This window comes from Micrococcus sp. Alg238-R198, assembly GCF_900537135.1.
Lineage (GTDB): Bacteria > Actinomycetota > Actinomycetes > Actinomycetales > Micrococcaceae > Micrococcus > Micrococcus luteus.
On sequence record NZ_UNRH01000001.1, the window covers coordinates 324,918 to 339,461 of the forward strand.

Sequence of the window (14,544 nt, forward strand, 5' to 3'; positions counted from 1 at the left end):
CAGTGGAGCGCCAGGAGCGTTCCAGGTATTCCCCCGCGACAGGCCGACCCCGGCCGACAGCCGCCGGATAGGCTGGTCCGGTGACCCGCCCCACGCGTGCCGCCGCGCACTCCCCCGCCCCCCGTCCCGACGCCGCCGAGACCTGGCCCGCGCCCGTGGCGCGCGGCCCGGTGCGCGGAGAGGTGCGGCTGCCGGGATCGAAGTCGCTGACGAACCGGCATCTCGTGCTCGCCGCGCTCGCCGACGGTCCGTGCGTCCTGCACGGCGTCCTCGAGTCGCGGGACACGGCATTGATGCGCACGGCGCTCACAGCGCTCGGGGCCCGGTTCGAGCCCCTGTCCGACGGCGGACTGCGGGTGCATCCGATGCCGGTCGGCGAGCCGCTGGCCGGGGATGTCGCCGTGGACTGCGGACTGGCGGGGACGGTCATGCGCTTCGTCCCGTTCGTCGCCGCGCTGCGGCCCGGCCGGGTCCGCTTCGACGGCGACGCCGGCGCGCGCCTGCGCCCGATGGCCCCGGTCCTGGACGCGCTGCGCCAGCTCGGGGTGGCCGTCAACGAGGAGGGCGAGCCCGGTCGCCTGCCCTTCACGATGACGACCCGCGCGGACGCGGCCACGGTGGCCCCCGACGGCGACGTGCCGGAGGTCGCGGTCGACGCCTCCGGCTCCTCCCAGTTCCTGTCCGCCGCGCTGCTGGCGGCCGCGGGGATGCCGCGCGGCCTCCGGCTGCGGCACACCGGGCAGACCGTGCCGAGTCCGGAGCACGTCGCGATGACCGTCGGGGTGCTGCGCGCGCTCGAGGTGGACGTCGCCGAGGCGGGTCCCGGGGCGTGGACCGTGGCCCCGGGGCGCATCCCGGCACACGAGGCGACCGTCGAGCCGGACCTGTCCAACGCAGGCCCCTTCCTGGCCGCCGCCGTGGCCACGGGCGGCTCCGTGACGGTGCCGGACTGGCCCACCCGCACGACGCAGATCGGCGACCGCTGGCGGCGGATCCTGCCGCAGTTCGGGGCGAGCGTGGCCCTCACGGTCGACCGCACGGACCGCTCCCGCGGCCGGCTCACGGTGACGGGGGCGGTCCACGACGACGGCGCGCCCCGCATCACCGGCGCCGGTGAGATCGCGGACACGGCCGAGCTCGCCCCCACCGCGGCCGCGCTCGCCCTGCTGGCCTCCGGGCCCACCCGCCTGACGGGGATCGGCCATCTGCGGGGCCATGAGACGGACCGGCTCGCCGCGCTCACCGCCGAGGCCGCCCGCCTGGGGATCACCGTGGACGAGGACGAGACGTCGCTCGGCTTCCCGGGGACGGACGCGTCGGGGCCGCTGTCGCCCGCCGCCCTCGAGACCTACCACGACCACCGGATGGCGACCTTCGCCGCCGTCGTCGGCCTGCGCGTGCCGGGGACCGGCATCGTGGACGTGGCGACCACCGCGAAGACGATGCCGGACTTCCCCGCACTGTGGACCGCGCTCGTGGCACCCGGCGATGCGGCCGAGGAGGCCCGCTGATGGCCCGGCGCCTCGATCCCTCCGCGTGGGACGAGTCCGATGTCCGGGTGCGCCCGTCCAAACGCGGCACCCGCCCGCGCACCAAGGAGCGGCCCAAGCACGAGGATGCGCAGGTCGGCATGGTCACCACGGTGGACCGCGGCCGGTACGCCGTGGTGCTGCCGGATCGCCTGGACGAGCGGATCACGGCGATGCGCGCCCGCGAGCTGCGCCGCACGCCGATCGCCACGGGCGACCGGGTGGCCGTCGTCGGGGACCTCTCCGGGGACGAGGGCACGCTCGCACGCATCGTCCGTGTCGAGGAGCGCAGCACGGTCCTGCGCCGGTCGGCGGACGACTCGGACGAGGTCGAGCGGGTGGTGGTGGCCAACGCCGACCTGCTGGTGATCATGGTGGCCGCGGCCAATCCGGAGCCCCGGACCGGCTTCAGCGACCGCGCCCTGGTCGCCTGCTACGACGCCGGCATCCACCCGGTGCTGCTCATCACGAAGACCGACCTGCGTGATCCGGCCGCGCTGGTGGCGCACTACGAGGCCCTGGACCTGGAGGTGATGACCTCCGGTGCGGCGACCTTCGAGGCCGAGACCGGGGACACCGCCCTGGACGCCTCGCTCGTGGCCCGGGTGGCCGAGCGGCTGATCGGGCACACGAGCGCGTTCGTGGGGCCCTCCGGCGTCGGCAAGTCCACGCTGCTGAACGCGCTCACCGGCGCGGAACGGGCCACCGGCCACGTCAACGCCGTCACCGGCCGGGGCCGGCACACCTCCTCGTCCGCGCTCGCACTGCCGCTGACGGGCGACGACGGCGCCCCCCTGCCGGACACCTGGGTGGTGGACACCCCCGGCATCCGGTCCTTCGGGCTGGGCTGGGTCGAGCCGGACCGCGTGGTGGAGGCGTTCGACGACCTCGCCGGCGGGCTGGCGGACTGCCCGCGCGGCTGCACCCACACCGCCGACTCCCCCGGCTGCGGCCTGGACGCATGGGTGGCCGCGGGCCACGCCGGCCCCTCGGGAGCGGCACGCCTGGCCTCGCTGCGGCGTCTGCTCGGCAACCGGCTGGCCCCCTCGGGGGCGGAGGACGCGGCGTCGTCCGAGGACTGAGGCGGCCCGCGCGGTATAGCGTGGGCGGCATGGAGCGACCTGAGAACCCTGCGACCCGCGGCCGCGACCTCACGGAGGACCTGCGGCTGGCCCACATGCTGGCGGACAACGTGGACTCGATCACGATGTCCCGGTTCAAGGCCCAGGACCTCGAGGTCAGCACCAAGCCGGATCTCACCCCTGTCACGGATGCGGACCGCGCCGCCGAGGAGTCCATCCGCTCGACCCTGTCCCGTGCCCGGGCGCGCGACGGCATCGTGGGTGAGGAGTTCGGCGGATCTCTGAGCCGCTCCGGCCGGCAGTGGGTGGTCGACCCCATCGACGGCACCAAGAACTTCGTGCGCGGCGTGCCCGTGTGGGCCACCCTCATCGCGCTGCTGATCGACGGCGAGCCCGTCGTCGGCGTCGTCTCCGCCCCCGCCCTGCACCGTCGCTGGTGGGCCGCGGCCGGCCAGGGCGCCTTCGCGGGCACCTCGCTCACGCGTGCTCAGCGGATCACCGTGTCCGGCGTGGACCGGGTCGAGGACGCGTCGCTGTCCTTCTCCTCGATCGAGGGCTGGCGCGAACGCGGCTCGATCCGCGCGTTCCTGCAGCTCACCTCGGACGTGTGGCGCGTGCGCGGCTTCGGCGACTTCTGGTCCTACATGCTCGTCGCCGAGGGCGCCGTGGACATCGCGGCCGAGCCCGAGCTCGAGCTGCATGACATGGCCGCTCTGGTGCCGATCGTGCGCGAGGCCGGCGGCCGCTTCACCTCGCTGGACGGCGAGGACGGCCCGTTCGGCGGGCACGCGCTGGCCACGAACGGCCTGCTCCACGACGACGTCCTCGCCCGCCTCCGCGCGGGTGACGAGACCGAGGGCGGCGCCTGATAGCAGTGCGGGGGGAGACGACGGCCGACCGGAGGGGCGGGCGCGGGACAGATCGCCGGCCCGGCACTGCGGGTGCGGTGGCCCTCGGCGGTGCCGCGGGCGTGCTGTGCGGTGCGGGGGTGATGAACGCGGTGACCGCGCTGGCCGGGGCGCCCAACTTCCGCGGCACGTTCGGCGCCGCGTTCGGGGCGGTCGACGTGCTGGTCCAGGCCCTGCCGCTGTTCGTGGTGAACGTGCTCGGCTCGTTCCTGCTCGGCCTGCTGTGGGCGGCCTCGCGACGCCGCGGGCCGGACTGGCGTCCACGCCTGGTGGCGGGGCTGGGAACCGGCTTCCTCGGTGCGTTCACCACCATCTCCAGCGCCGTCGCCCTGGTGCTGTGGCCGGTGCGGCTGGGCGCCGCGGCGTCCGGGGCGGGTGGCGTCCTCGCCGCGGCGGTAGCGGTGCTGCTGGTGCTCGCGCTGATGGCTGCACTCTCGACGGCGGCGGCCGTGCTCGGCCTGCGCGCCGGTGGCGCCCCGGGGTCGCGCGCGGTCGGGACGGATCGTTCGGCGGAGGACGCATGAGCGGCGCGGGATACGAGGTCTTCGCTCTCCTCCAGGTGGCCCTCCTGGCCTGCCTCGCGGCGGGCGGGGCGCTCGGCGCCCTGGTGCGCCGGCGCCTGACCGACCGGATCGGGCCCCGGGGTCTGCTCACCGCCAACACGACGGCGGCCCTGCTCCTCGGCGTCACCGTCGGCCTGGCCGTGCCGGAGCTGGTGCACACCTCCGGGGGCGGGGGCGACGGGCAGGGGCTCGTGCTCGTCGCGGCGGTGTCCGCCGTGGTGTCCGGGTTCTGCCTCGCCCTGGGGACGTGGTCCACCGTGGCCGCTGAGGCGGCTGACGCCGCGCTCGCCCGTCGATGGGGCACAGCCGCCCGCCTGTGGACCGCGCATCTGGGGCTGGGGCTGGTGGCCGTCGTCGTCGGCTGGGGCGCCGGCCTGGGCCTGCACGCCGTCCTGGCCGGCTGAGGGGCGGGCCGCCGCACACCGGCATGGACACGACGAAGGCCCCGGAATCGGGGTGATTCCGGGGCCTTCCCGTGGTGGTGAGTGGAGCCGGCGGGAATTGAACCCGCGTCCGATGAGGTGTTGCCAGGTCTTCTCCGGGCGCAGTCTGCTGTGGGTGTTGCTCGGTCCTGGCCGTCCCGCAGACGGGCGGCCAACCCGGACCCAGCCGGATTGATGTCGGCGTCACGACCCCCGGCGAGGGTGACGCCCAGTGGCTATCTAGCTGACGCCACGATCCGAGGCGACAGCGACCTCGGGGTGACGGACTCGATCACTGATCAGGCAGCGAGAGCGAAGTCAGTGCGCTTGGATTCGGCACTTATTGGTTTGCAGAGAGCGTTTGACGAGATGACTCTGCATCCTCGGCCCGCTTCTCCCGACGCGACACACACCGTCGAAACCGATCGGCCCCATGGGGGCGACTCCTCTATGAGGTTGTCAATCACCACTGCAGGCGGAGGGCGCGAGGCCCGCCGGTCCTGAAACCGGCCCTGCGAGAGATACAACGTAGCACGCCCCCGAGGCATTCCCAAGGGGTCCACCGCGCTCAGGCCACGCCGGCGCGCCGGTTGCGCATCCGCATGGCCCGCTGGGCCTCGCGGTTGTCCTGCTGCTCGCGCAGCTTGTGCCGCTTGTCGTATTCGCGGTTGCCGCGCGCGACGCCGATCTCCACCTTCACGCGCCCGTTCAGGAAGTACAGGGACAGCGGCACGATGGTCAGGCCCGGATCCTGGATCTGGCGGGAGATCTTCGTCAGCTCGGCGCGGTGCAGCAGCAGCTTGCGGCGGCGGCGGGCGGCGTGGTTGGTCCACGAGCCGTTGAGGTACTCCGGGATGTAGACCTGCTCGAGCCACAGCTCGTCCCGGTAGAAGACCGCGAAGCCGTCCACGAGCGAGGCCTTGCCCTCGCGCAGCGACTTCACCTCGGTGCCGGTGAGCACCATGCCGGCCTCGTACGTGTCGAGGATGGTGTAGTCGTGGCGCGCCTTCTTGTTGTTGGCGATCACCTGGCGCTCGCCGGGGGCCGGCTGCTTGGCGGCCTTGCCCTTGCTGTTCTTGCCCATGGCCTCACGTCCTTCCAGCGTCCACGGCGACGGCCGCGCCCCGATCAGGGCGCGGCCGTCCAGTCTATCCCGTGCCGGCCCGATGCCCGCCGAGGCGGTGCGCCGGGGCCGCGGGGCGGCGTCGTCGGCTCAGTCCAGGGGCGCGCCGGTGAGCGCGCGGACCTGCTCCTCGGTGATGCCGGGCGCGGTCTCCACGAGCGCCAGGCGGGGCTGTTCCGGGGTGCCGACGACGTCGATCACGGCCAGGTCCGTGATGATGCGGTCGACGACGGCGCGGCCGGTCAGCGGCAGGGTGCACTGGTCGACGATCTTGGGGGTGCCGTCCTTGGACACGTGGTCCATCATGACGATCACGCGGCCGGCGCCGTGGACGAGGTCCATCGCACCGCCCATGCCCTTGACCATCTTGCCGGGCACCATCCAGTTGGCCAGGTCGCCCGCGGCGGAGACCTCCATGCCGCCCAGGACGGCGACGTCGATCTTGCCGCCGCGGATCATGCCGAAGCTCAGCGCGGAGTCGAAGAAGGACGCCCCCGGGTTCACGGTGACGGTCTCCTTGCCCGCGTTGATCAGGTCCGGGTCCACGGCGTCCTCCGTGGGGTACGGGCCCGTGCCGAGGATGCCGTTCTCGGACTGCAGCACCACGGACCGCCCGGCGGGGATGTGGTTGGGGATCAGCGTGGGCATGCCGATGCCGAGGTTGACGTAGGCGCCGTCCGGCAGCTCCTGCGCGGCGCGGGCCGCCATCTGGTCGCGGCTCAGGCCCCGGGGGCGCCCGGTGGTCTGCTCGCTCATGCCCGCCCCTCCCCCGACGCGCGCACGGTGCGCTTCTCGATCCGCTTCTCGATGTCCGTGCCGACCTCCACGATCCGGTGCACGAAGACACCGGGCAGGTGCACGTCATCCGGGTCGATCTCGCCGGGCTCGACGAGCTCCTCCACCTGCGCGATGCACACGCGGCCGGCCATGGCCGCGGGCGGGCCGAACTGGCGGGTGGCCTTGCGGAACACGAGGTTGCCGTGGCGGTCGCCCTTCCACGCGTGCACGAGGGAGAAGTCGGTGACGATGGAGCGTTCGAGCACATAGGTCTCGGGCTCGTCCGGGGTCTGGCTGAGGTAGCCCTCGCCGAGCACGAACGTGTCCGTGGGCTTGGCCTGCGAGGACTTCACCACGGTGCCGTCCGCGTCGTAGCGCATGGGCAGGCCGCCTTCGGCCACCTGGGTGCCGACGCCGGAGCGGGTGTAGAACGCCGGGATGCCGGCGCCGCCGGCGCGGAGCTTCTCCGCGAGGGTGCCCTGCGGGACGAGCTCCACCTCGAGCTCGCCCTTGAGGTACTGGCGGGCGAACTCCTTGTTCTCCCCCACATAGGAGGAGGTCATCTTCCGCAGCCGGCGCGCGCCGAGCAGGATGCCCAGGCCCCAGCCGTCCACGCCGCAGTTGTTGGAGACGACGGACAGGTCCGTGGCGCCCTGCTCGAGCAGGGCCTCGATGAGCTGCACGGGGTTGCCGGAGAGCCCGAAGCCGCCGACGGCCAGGGACGCGCCGTCCGGCACGTCCGCCACCGCCTCGGCGGGCGTGGCCACGGTCTTGTCGAGAGCCATGTCCGGGGTCCTTTCTGTCAGGGGCGGTCTGTCAGCGGAAGAGGATCAGGGCCTCGCCCTGGCCGCCGCCGCCGCAGAGCGAGACGGCCGCGCGGCCGCCGTCGCGCCGGTCGAGCTCGAGGGCGGCGTGCAGGGCCAGCCGGGCGCCGGAGGCGCCGATCGGGTGGCCCAGGGCGATGGCGCCGCCGTGGATGTTGGTCTTCTCGTGCGGGTAGCCGAGGTCGCGCAGGGACTGCACGGCCACCGCGCCGAACGCCTCGTTGATCTCGATGAAGTCAAGGTCGGCCACGTCCCAGCCCTGCTTCCGCACGGCGGCGTTGATCGCGTCCGAGGGCTGGGAGTGCAGCTGCGAGCTGTCCGGGCCGGCGGTCTGGCCGGGTGCGCCCACCGTGGCGAGGATCGTCAGGCCCTTCTCCTCGGCGAAGGCCCGCGAGGTCACCACGAGGGCGGCGGCGCCGTCGGACAGGGGCGAGGAGTTGCCGGCCGTGATGGTGCCGTCCTTCGCGAACGCCGGGCGCAGGGCGCCCAGCGACTCGGCGGTCGTGTCCGGGCGGACCCCTTCGTCCTGGGAGACGACCAGCGGGTCGCCCTTGCGCTGCGGGATCTCCACCGGGGCGATCTCGCCCTCGAAGACGCCCTCGGACTGGGCCCGGGCGGCCCGCTGGTGCGAGGCCGCGGCGACCTCGTCCTGCTCGGCGCGGGCGATGTTCCGCTCGCCGTTGCCGGACTCGGTCAGCTCGCCCATGGCCTCGTGGCTCAGGGAGTCGGTGAGGCCGTCCCACGCGACGGCGTCGAGCATGGTGGCCGGGCCGTACTTGAAGCCCTTGCGCGCGCCGGGCAGCAGGTGCGGGGCGTTGGTCATGGACTCCTGACCGCCGGCCACCACCACGTCCGCCTCGCCGAGGCGGATGAGACGGGCGGCGTCGATCACGGCGGTGAGGCCGGACAGGCACACCTTGTTGATCGTCATGGCCGGGACGTTCCACGGGATGCCCGCGGCGAGCGCGGACTGGCGGGCCGGGTTCTGGCCCGCGCCGGCCTGCACGACCTGGCCCATGTAGACCATGTCCACGTCCTCGGGGGCCACGCCGGCGCGCTCGAGCGCGTGCGTGATCGCGTGGGCGCCCAGGTCCACGGCGCGCAGGTCGGCCTGCTGCGAGAGCAGCCGGGTGAAGGGCGTGCGGGCACCGCCCACGATCACGGCATCGGTGGGCTGAGGCTGGGGCAGCTCGGCGGTCATGCGGTCCTCCTGGGACGTTCAACTCGGTTCATCACGATTCACTCAAATGCAGTCTATGACCCCGGTCACAGGCGCGCCAGGGAGCGACGCGTCTGTGACGGCGCGCCGCGGCACAGGGACCACGACGGCCCGCACCCGCAGCGCGCGGGTGCGGGCCGTCGTCGGGACGTCCGGGGATCGGGCCGGAGCCTCAGAGGCCCTGGCCGGTGGGCGAGACGAGGATCTTCACGGCCGTCTCGTTGTGGTGGATGAGGGTCTCGAAGCCCTGGTCGACCAGGTCGTCGAGGCCGATCTTGCCGGTGATGAACGGCGCGAGGTCCACGGCGCCGTCCTCGACCATGCGGATGGTGTCCGCGTGGTCGTTCGCGTACGCGATGGTGCCGCGCAGGTCGATCTCCTTCATCACCAGCTTGTGCAGGGCCACGGCGGGCTCGTGGCCCCAGATGGACTCGTTAACGATCACCCCGCCGGGACGCACCGCGTCCAGCAGCATGTCCAGCACCACGTCCACCGAGGTGCACTCGAAGCCCACGTCCGCGCCCTGGCCGTCGTGCAGCTCGCGGATCTTCGCGGACACGTCCACCTCGCGGGGGTCGAATGCCTCGTCTACCACGCCGGCCTCGAGCACCTTCTGGCGGCGCAGCTCCGAGAGCTCGGAGACGTACACCGTCAGGCCCTTGCCCTTGAGCACGGCCGCCGTGAGCGCGCCGATGGGGCCGGCGCCACCGATCACTGCCACGCCCGACGTCGGAGAGCCGGCCCGCACCCACGCGTGGTGGGCCACGGAGAGCGGCTCGATGAGCGCGGCCTGGTCGAGAGGCACGGAGTCGGCCACCGGGTGGACCCAGCGGCGCTGCACCGCGATCTGCTCGGCCAGTCCGCCGCCGTCGCCGCCCAGGCCGATGAAGTTCATGTCCGGCGCGAGGTTGTAGTCCGGTCGGTCCCGGTCCTCCTCGCGCACGATGTACGGCTCCACGACGACCTTCTGGCCGACCTCGAGGTCCGTGACGCCCTCGCCCAGGGCGGCGACGGTGCCGGACATCTCGTGGCCGAGCGTGACGGGGGCGGCGTCGCCGGAGATCGGGTGCGGGTGCCCGGCCGGCGGGATGAAGATCGGGCCCTCGAGGTACTCGTGCAGGTCCGTGCCGCAGATGCCGCACCACGCGACGTCCACGAGGACCTGCCCCGGGCCGGCCGTGGGCGAGTCGATCTCCTCGATGCGGATGTCCTTCTTGCCGTGCCAACGGGCGGCGCGCATGGTCATGCTGGTCGACCTCCTGGGTGGGAATGGAGTCTGGTGCCGGACCGGCGCGCGGGGGCGCCTGCCCGGTGCTTCGAGCATCCCACCGGGCCGGTCTCCCGGGCCAGGCCCGAGGCCCCTGCGGGGGCTTGAACGGCGACGCCGGCCGGCGCCTCACTGCGGAGGTGCGGGCCGGCGTCGTGGTGGCCTGGGCGGCGGGGCCGCGCCGTGGGGCTCAGTCCTCCTGGGCGGCCTTGACCTGCTCGGCGCGCCAGCGGATCCCGGCGTCCACGAAATCGTCGATGTGGCCGTCGAACACGGAGGAGGGGTTGCCCTCCTCGTGGCCCGTGCGCAGGTCCTTGACCATCTGGTACGGGTTCAGCACGTAGGAGCGCATCTGGTCGCCCCAGGACGCCTTGACGTCGCCGGCCATCTCCTTCTTCTTCGCGTCCTCCTCGGCCTTGCGCAGCAGCAGCAGACGGGACTGGAGCACGCGCAGGGCGGCGGCACGGTTCTGGATCTGCGACTTCTCGTTCTGCATGGACACGACGATGCCGGTGGGCAGGTGCGTCATGCGGACGGCGGAGTCCGTGGTGTTCACGGACTGGCCGCCGGGGCCCGAGGAGCGGAACACGTCCACCTTGATCTCGGACTCGGGGATCTCGATGGAGTCGTCCGACTCGATCAGCGGCACCACCTCGACCGCCGCGAAGGACGTCTGGCGGCGGCCCTGGTTGTCGAAGGGGCTGATGCGCACGAGGCGGTGCGTGCCGGCCTCCACGGAGAGGGTGCCGAACGCGTAGGGCGCGTTGACCTCGAAGGTGACGGACTTCAGGCCGGCCTCCTCCGCGTAGGAGGTGTCCATGACCTTGGTGGACCAGCCGCGCTGCTCGGCCCAGCGCAGGTACATGCGCATGAGGGTCTCGGCGAAGTCGGCCGCGTCCACGCCGCCGGCGCCCGCGCGGATGGTCACGACGGCGTCGCGCTGGTCGTACTCGCCGCTGAGCAGCGTGACGACCTCGAGTTCCTCCAGGGCCTTGCGGATGGAGGTCAGCTCCTGGTTCGCGTCGTCGAGGAGGGAGGGCTCGTCCTCCTCCGCGGCGAGCTCGACCATGGTCTCCAGGTCCTCGATGCGGCTCTCCAGGGAGGTGATGCGCTTGAGGTCCGTCTGACGGTGGGAGAGCTTGGAGGTGACCTTCTGGGCCTCCTCCGGGTCGTCCCAGAGGTCCGGTGCGGAGGCCTGCTGCTCCAGTTCGGCGATGTCCGCCTTGATGCGGTCGAGGTCCGAGACCTGCTCGATGGAGGCCAGGGTGTGGCGCAGGGAGTCGATCTCCGCGGAGAAGTCAGTGTCAGCCATGATTCGGCCAGCCTACCGCGTGGGGTGGACGCCGGTCGCGGCCGGTGACGACGAGTCCTCCCGGGCCGAGACCCGCGCGACGTCCAGGAACAGCGGTGCGGTGGGGAGCAGGTGGGGTTCGGGAAGGTGGGTCGCCGGAGGGCCGCCGGCCCACCGTCCCCGTCTGGTCAGCGGAGGCGCAGCCGCTGGCCCGGGTGGATCTCGGTGGTCAACGTGGCGCCGTTCAGGCTGAGCAGCTGGGTGACCGGGACGCCCGTGGCGCGGGACACCGCGTACCAGCCCTGGCCGGGGAGCACGGTGTAGGTGGCCGGCGTCGTCGTGGTGGAGGTGGTGGGCAGCAGCAGGGTCTGGCCGATGCGGATCACGTACGGGTCGGAGATCTTGTTGAGGGTGGCCAGCGCCTGCCAGCCGCCGGTAACCCCGTAGCGGGTGGCGATGAGGCTCAGGGTGTCGCCGGCCTGGACCGTGACGGTCCGGGGTGTCGTGGACCGCAGCACCGGCGCGGTGTCCACGGCGAGGCGGACCAGACGCGCGTAGACGCTCGCACCCTGCCCGCGGGGGTGGATGCGGTCCTCGCGGAAGTCCGTCACGTAGGCCGAGGCTCGCTTCCAGTCCGCCACCACCACGCGGCTGGGGTAGGTGGCGGCGAGGTTGCGCATCGCCGTGTTGGTGGACGTCTCCCAGGCGACCGGGCCGGAGGCCGTGACCAGCACGAGTGTGCGTCCGGTCCCGACGAGGTTCATCGCCTGGCGGACCTGGGTGGCCGTGGCACCGCCGTCGTTCACGCCGAGGCCGAGCACGACGACGTCACCGAGGCGGCCGGCCTGCTTGAGCTCGGCCAGGCGTGTCAGGCCCTGGGCGAAGGTGCGGCCCTCGCGGGCGTCGATGGTCAGGCCCGGCATTTCGAGGTTCATCAGGGACGCCGCGCCGAGGGCGATGGAGTCGCCGATCACGGTCACCCGGCGACCGGCCGAGGAGGGGGCCATCGGCCCGGAGTAGGGGGTGCCGGTGCGCGAGGTGGCCGGCAGGTGCTTCGAAACGGCCGGAAGGACGAGGGGTTGGCCGGCGCGGATCGCGGTGCTGGTCGTGGCGCCGTTGGCACGGAGCAGGTCCGCGAGTTCGACGCCCACGCGTGGGGCGATGTACGCCCACGTGTCCCCAGACTGGGCCAGGTAGGTGCCCGGCGCGAGCCCTGTGGTCGCGGTGGTGGTCGTCGTCCCGGAGGTGGAGGTGACCGCCGGGGCGGCCGGGGCCGCGGAGACCAGGGCGGCGACGACGAGGACGGAGGCGCCGAGGCGCGTGCCGAGGATGGAGCGGTTCATGCGGGGCTTTCAGGCGGGGAGGACGGGCTTCCGCCGGACTGACCACTCGAGACGTGCGTCACACCGGATGCGGTCAGATCAGTGTACGGCGCGCGGGACGTCTCGGCGCGTTGCCCGCTTCGGAGGGGCACACATGATCGGTCGGCGGCGGGCGCGCGGTCAGCGGTGGGAAGCCTGGGTGGCCACGGTCGCGTGCCAGCGGCGGATCGCCGCCGCGACGGCCTCGGGCTCCGTGACGTGCGGCCAGTGGCCCGTGCTGACATCGACGACGGTGGCGTGCTGCGTGACCGCGTCCAGGTCCCGTTGGTGGACGTCCCGGGTGCTGCGCACGTATAGCGTCGGGACGGTGATGCCGGCCCAGAGGGCACGGGTGTCCGCGGCGAGGACGGCGGCCCAGAGCTCGCGCATCGGATGGTCCGGCGTGGCGTCCAGGTCGGTCAGGATCCGCTCGCGCCACGGCTCCGGGACGAGGAGGTCCCGCGCGAGCGAGGCGCGGAGCACGCTCCGCCAGTCCGGGCGGGCGGCGAGGCGGGCCTTGGCCGCCCGGGCGGCCAGGGCGGTGTCCGTCACCGGGACGTTCGAGTAGATGACCACGAGGGCGCGGGGCCGCACCAGCCCGTCGGCGACGGCGCGCAGCGCGATGACCCCGCCCGTGCTGTGGCCGATCAGCAGCCCCGGCACGGGGCCGGCCTGCGCCGCCCAGGTGCGGGCGGCGTCGAGGACGGGGTCCGCATCGGTCGCCGGCCGTGCGGCCCGGGGGCGGCCCTGACCGCCGGCGTCCGTGCCCGGGTGGCCGGGCAGGGCGGGCGAGGCGGCGAGGTCGGCCACGGCGCCGAGGGCGTCAGCAAGGGGCTCGAAGTGGGCGGGCCGGCCACCGATGCCGTGGAGGAAGCGGATCACCGGGCCAGGCTAGTGCGACTGCTGCCCGTCGCCTCGAGGGGGACCGACAGGGGCAGTGTCCCCGCGAACGGGCCGGTCATGGCGAACAGATCGGCCCGGGCGTCGAGGGTGACGACGACGGTGGTGCCGTCGTCGGCCACGCGGGCGTTCATCCCGCCGAGCCCGGGCACGGCCTCCTGGGCACCGACGGCCGCGAGGTGTGCGCTGGCGGAGGCGGCGACGTCGTCGTCGGAGAGCACGACGCCCGGGTCCTCCCCCAGCCGGAAGCCGAGCTCCTCTGCCCCGGCGATGGCGGCCGAGTCCGCGAGCGACTGCAGGCGGCGGTGCTGCAACTGCACGGTGGTGACCGCGAGCATGACCAGCATGAGGGCCACGAGCACGGCGCACAGGCCGACGGTGAGGACGGTGGTCTGCCCGTCGTCGTGACCCAGGCGAGCGGTGAGGCGGCGGCGCATCAGAACCTCGGCACAGTCTGCCGGGCGTCGGAACCCACCGTCACGGGGGTCAGCGACCACGCTGCCGGCGTGAGAGGGACGGGCACCCCCACGTCCACCCGCACGGCGACGACCTCGCCCGGTTCGAGCGTGCCACAGCCGCCCTGATCGCAGCCGACGGTCAGGTCGTACTGGCCGGCGCCCACGCCGTAGTCGGCCAGCGTGAGCTCGACGGTGGCGTGGGCGGCGCCTGCGCTGGGGTGATCAGCCTCGGCGACCACGGCCTTGACGGCCTGGTCAGCGGCGGCGACCGAGGCGAACGCCGCGGCCTGGACCTGGGAGACGTAGATCATCAGGTACACCACGGGGATCAACAGGACGAGGGTGAGGCCCAGGAATTCGACCGTGGCCGCTCCCCGCTCGTCGCGGACGTCATTGACGGAACGCATGACCGCTCACCTCCACGGGGATCGGGCCCGGCAGGAACCCCAGGCCGGGCAGCGAGCTCGAGACCGTGACGCGCAGGACCGGGACCCCGTCCTGGCTGGTGAGCTCCGCGGCGACGTCGGCCCCGGACTGGCCGGGCACGCCGGCCGAGAGCAGCTCCCGAGCCCGCTGGACGCCGTCCTCGGGGCTCCGGTCCGCGAGCGCCCCGTACCGGGCGCCGGCGGAGGCGGCGTCGATCATCACGTTGCGCGTGTGGATCACGACGCCGGCCTGGAGCAGCGCCGCGAAGAGCAGGACGACCAGGGTCATCACCATGGTGGACTCGGCCACCGCGGCGCCCCGGTCGTCCCGCCAGCGGACACCCGTGTGGCCGCCACGGGGCGCCTGCGCGCCGTGGGCAGCACCCCGGGGCATG

The 14,544-nt window shown here is 73.5% G+C and carries 16 protein-coding genes and 1 other RNA gene; 5 read left to right on the forward strand and 12 right to left on the reverse strand.

Annotated elements, in window-relative coordinates; all coding sequences use genetic code 11:
- Window positions 1-80: 80 nt before the first annotated feature.
- The 5 genes from aroA (at window position 81) to G6R13_RS01475 (ending at window position 4,486) form a co-directional block, all read left to right on the forward strand.
- The gene (gene aroA / locus G6R13_RS01455) at window positions 81-1,511 is read left to right on the forward strand and encodes a 3-phosphoshikimate 1-carboxyvinyltransferase (protein WP_163720916.1); all 1,431 of its coding nucleotides are present in this window, start codon (window positions 81-83) and stop codon (window positions 1,509-1,511) included.
- The gene (locus tag G6R13_RS01460; protein WP_163720917.1) at window positions 1,511-2,611 is read left to right on the forward strand and encodes a ribosome small subunit-dependent GTPase A; all 1,101 of its coding nucleotides are present in this window, start codon (window positions 1,511-1,513) and stop codon (window positions 2,609-2,611) included. Before aroA ends, G6R13_RS01460 begins: the two co-directional genes overlap by 1 nt.
- Window positions 2,612-2,640: 29 nt before the next feature.
- Window positions 2,641-3,480, forward strand: coding sequence for a histidinol-phosphatase (hisN, locus tag G6R13_RS01465; protein ID WP_041104303.1), 840 nt, complete (start codon window positions 2,641-2,643; stop codon window positions 3,478-3,480).
- Between the two features lie 77 nt (window positions 3,481-3,557).
- Entirely contained in the window at window positions 3,558-4,043 is a 486-nt protein-coding gene (locus G6R13_RS01470) for a CrcB family protein (protein WP_041104301.1), read from the forward strand.
- Entirely contained in the window at window positions 4,040-4,486 is a 447-nt protein-coding gene (locus tag G6R13_RS01475; RefSeq protein ID WP_069941464.1) for a CrcB family protein, read from the forward strand. The genes G6R13_RS01470 and G6R13_RS01475 overlap by 4 nt, the downstream gene beginning before the upstream one ends.
- Before the next feature lie 79 nt (window positions 4,487-4,565).
- Here the strand turns inward: G6R13_RS01475 and ssrA are convergent.
- The 12 genes from ssrA to G6R13_RS01535 form a co-directional block, all read right to left on the reverse strand.
- Window positions 4,566-4,937, reverse strand: a transfer-messenger RNA (tmRNA) gene (gene ssrA, locus G6R13_RS01480).
- A 135-nt stretch (window positions 4,938-5,072) separates the two neighbouring features.
- Window positions 5,073-5,588, reverse strand: a complete 516-nt coding sequence (gene smpB, locus G6R13_RS01485) for an SsrA-binding protein SmpB (protein WP_044659238.1) — start codon at window positions 5,586-5,588, stop codon at window positions 5,073-5,075.
- 129 nt (window positions 5,589-5,717) lie between these two features.
- A complete protein-coding gene (locus G6R13_RS01490; protein WP_036381762.1) occupies window positions 5,718-6,383 on the reverse strand; it encodes a CoA transferase subunit B in 666 nt (221 codons plus the stop codon).
- Window positions 6,380-7,189, reverse strand: coding sequence for a CoA transferase subunit A (locus G6R13_RS01495; RefSeq protein WP_041104295.1), 810 nt, complete (start codon window positions 7,187-7,189; stop codon window positions 6,380-6,382). Before G6R13_RS01495 ends, G6R13_RS01490 begins: the two co-directional genes overlap by 4 nt.
- A 31-nt stretch (window positions 7,190-7,220) precedes the next feature.
- Entirely contained in the window at window positions 7,221-8,429 is a 1,209-nt protein-coding gene (locus G6R13_RS01500; RefSeq protein WP_070708977.1) for an acetyl-CoA C-acetyltransferase, read from the reverse strand.
- 190 nt (window positions 8,430-8,619) lie between these two features.
- Window positions 8,620-9,687 carry a 2,3-butanediol dehydrogenase gene (locus G6R13_RS01505; protein ID WP_205521328.1) on the reverse strand — a complete coding sequence of 356 codons (1,068 nt, stop codon included), beginning with the start codon at window positions 9,685-9,687 and terminating at the stop codon, window positions 8,620-8,622.
- Window positions 9,688-9,904: 217 nt separating this feature from the next.
- The gene (gene prfB / locus G6R13_RS01510) at window positions 9,905-11,026 is read right to left on the reverse strand and encodes a peptide chain release factor 2 (RefSeq protein ID WP_049147200.1); all 1,122 of its coding nucleotides are present in this window, start codon (window positions 11,024-11,026) and stop codon (window positions 9,905-9,907) included.
- Between the two features lie 167 nt (window positions 11,027-11,193).
- Window positions 11,194-12,348, reverse strand: coding sequence for a LysM peptidoglycan-binding domain-containing protein (locus tag G6R13_RS01515; protein ID WP_036381769.1), 1,155 nt, complete (start codon window positions 12,346-12,348; stop codon window positions 11,194-11,196).
- Between the two features lie 159 nt (window positions 12,349-12,507).
- A complete protein-coding gene (locus tag G6R13_RS01520) occupies window positions 12,508-13,248 on the reverse strand; it encodes an alpha/beta hydrolase (protein WP_036381772.1) in 741 nt (246 codons plus the stop codon).
- Window positions 13,245-13,703: a Tad domain-containing protein gene (locus G6R13_RS01525; RefSeq protein ID WP_036381775.1), complete on the reverse strand. Its 459-nt coding sequence runs from the start codon at window positions 13,701-13,703 to the stop codon at window positions 13,245-13,247. The genes G6R13_RS01520 and G6R13_RS01525 overlap by 4 nt, the downstream gene beginning before the upstream one ends.
- Window positions 13,703-14,131, reverse strand: a complete 429-nt coding sequence (locus tag G6R13_RS01530; RefSeq protein WP_036313982.1) for a hypothetical protein — start codon at window positions 14,129-14,131, stop codon at window positions 13,703-13,705. Before G6R13_RS01530 ends, G6R13_RS01525 begins: the two co-directional genes overlap by 1 nt.
- Complete coding sequence (locus tag G6R13_RS01535) at window positions 14,115-14,543, reverse strand: TadE/TadG family type IV pilus assembly protein (protein ID WP_036381779.1); 429 nt, start codon at window positions 14,541-14,543, stop codon at window positions 14,115-14,117. The genes G6R13_RS01530 and G6R13_RS01535 overlap by 17 nt, the downstream gene beginning before the upstream one ends.
- Window position 14,544: the final 1 nt, after the last annotated feature.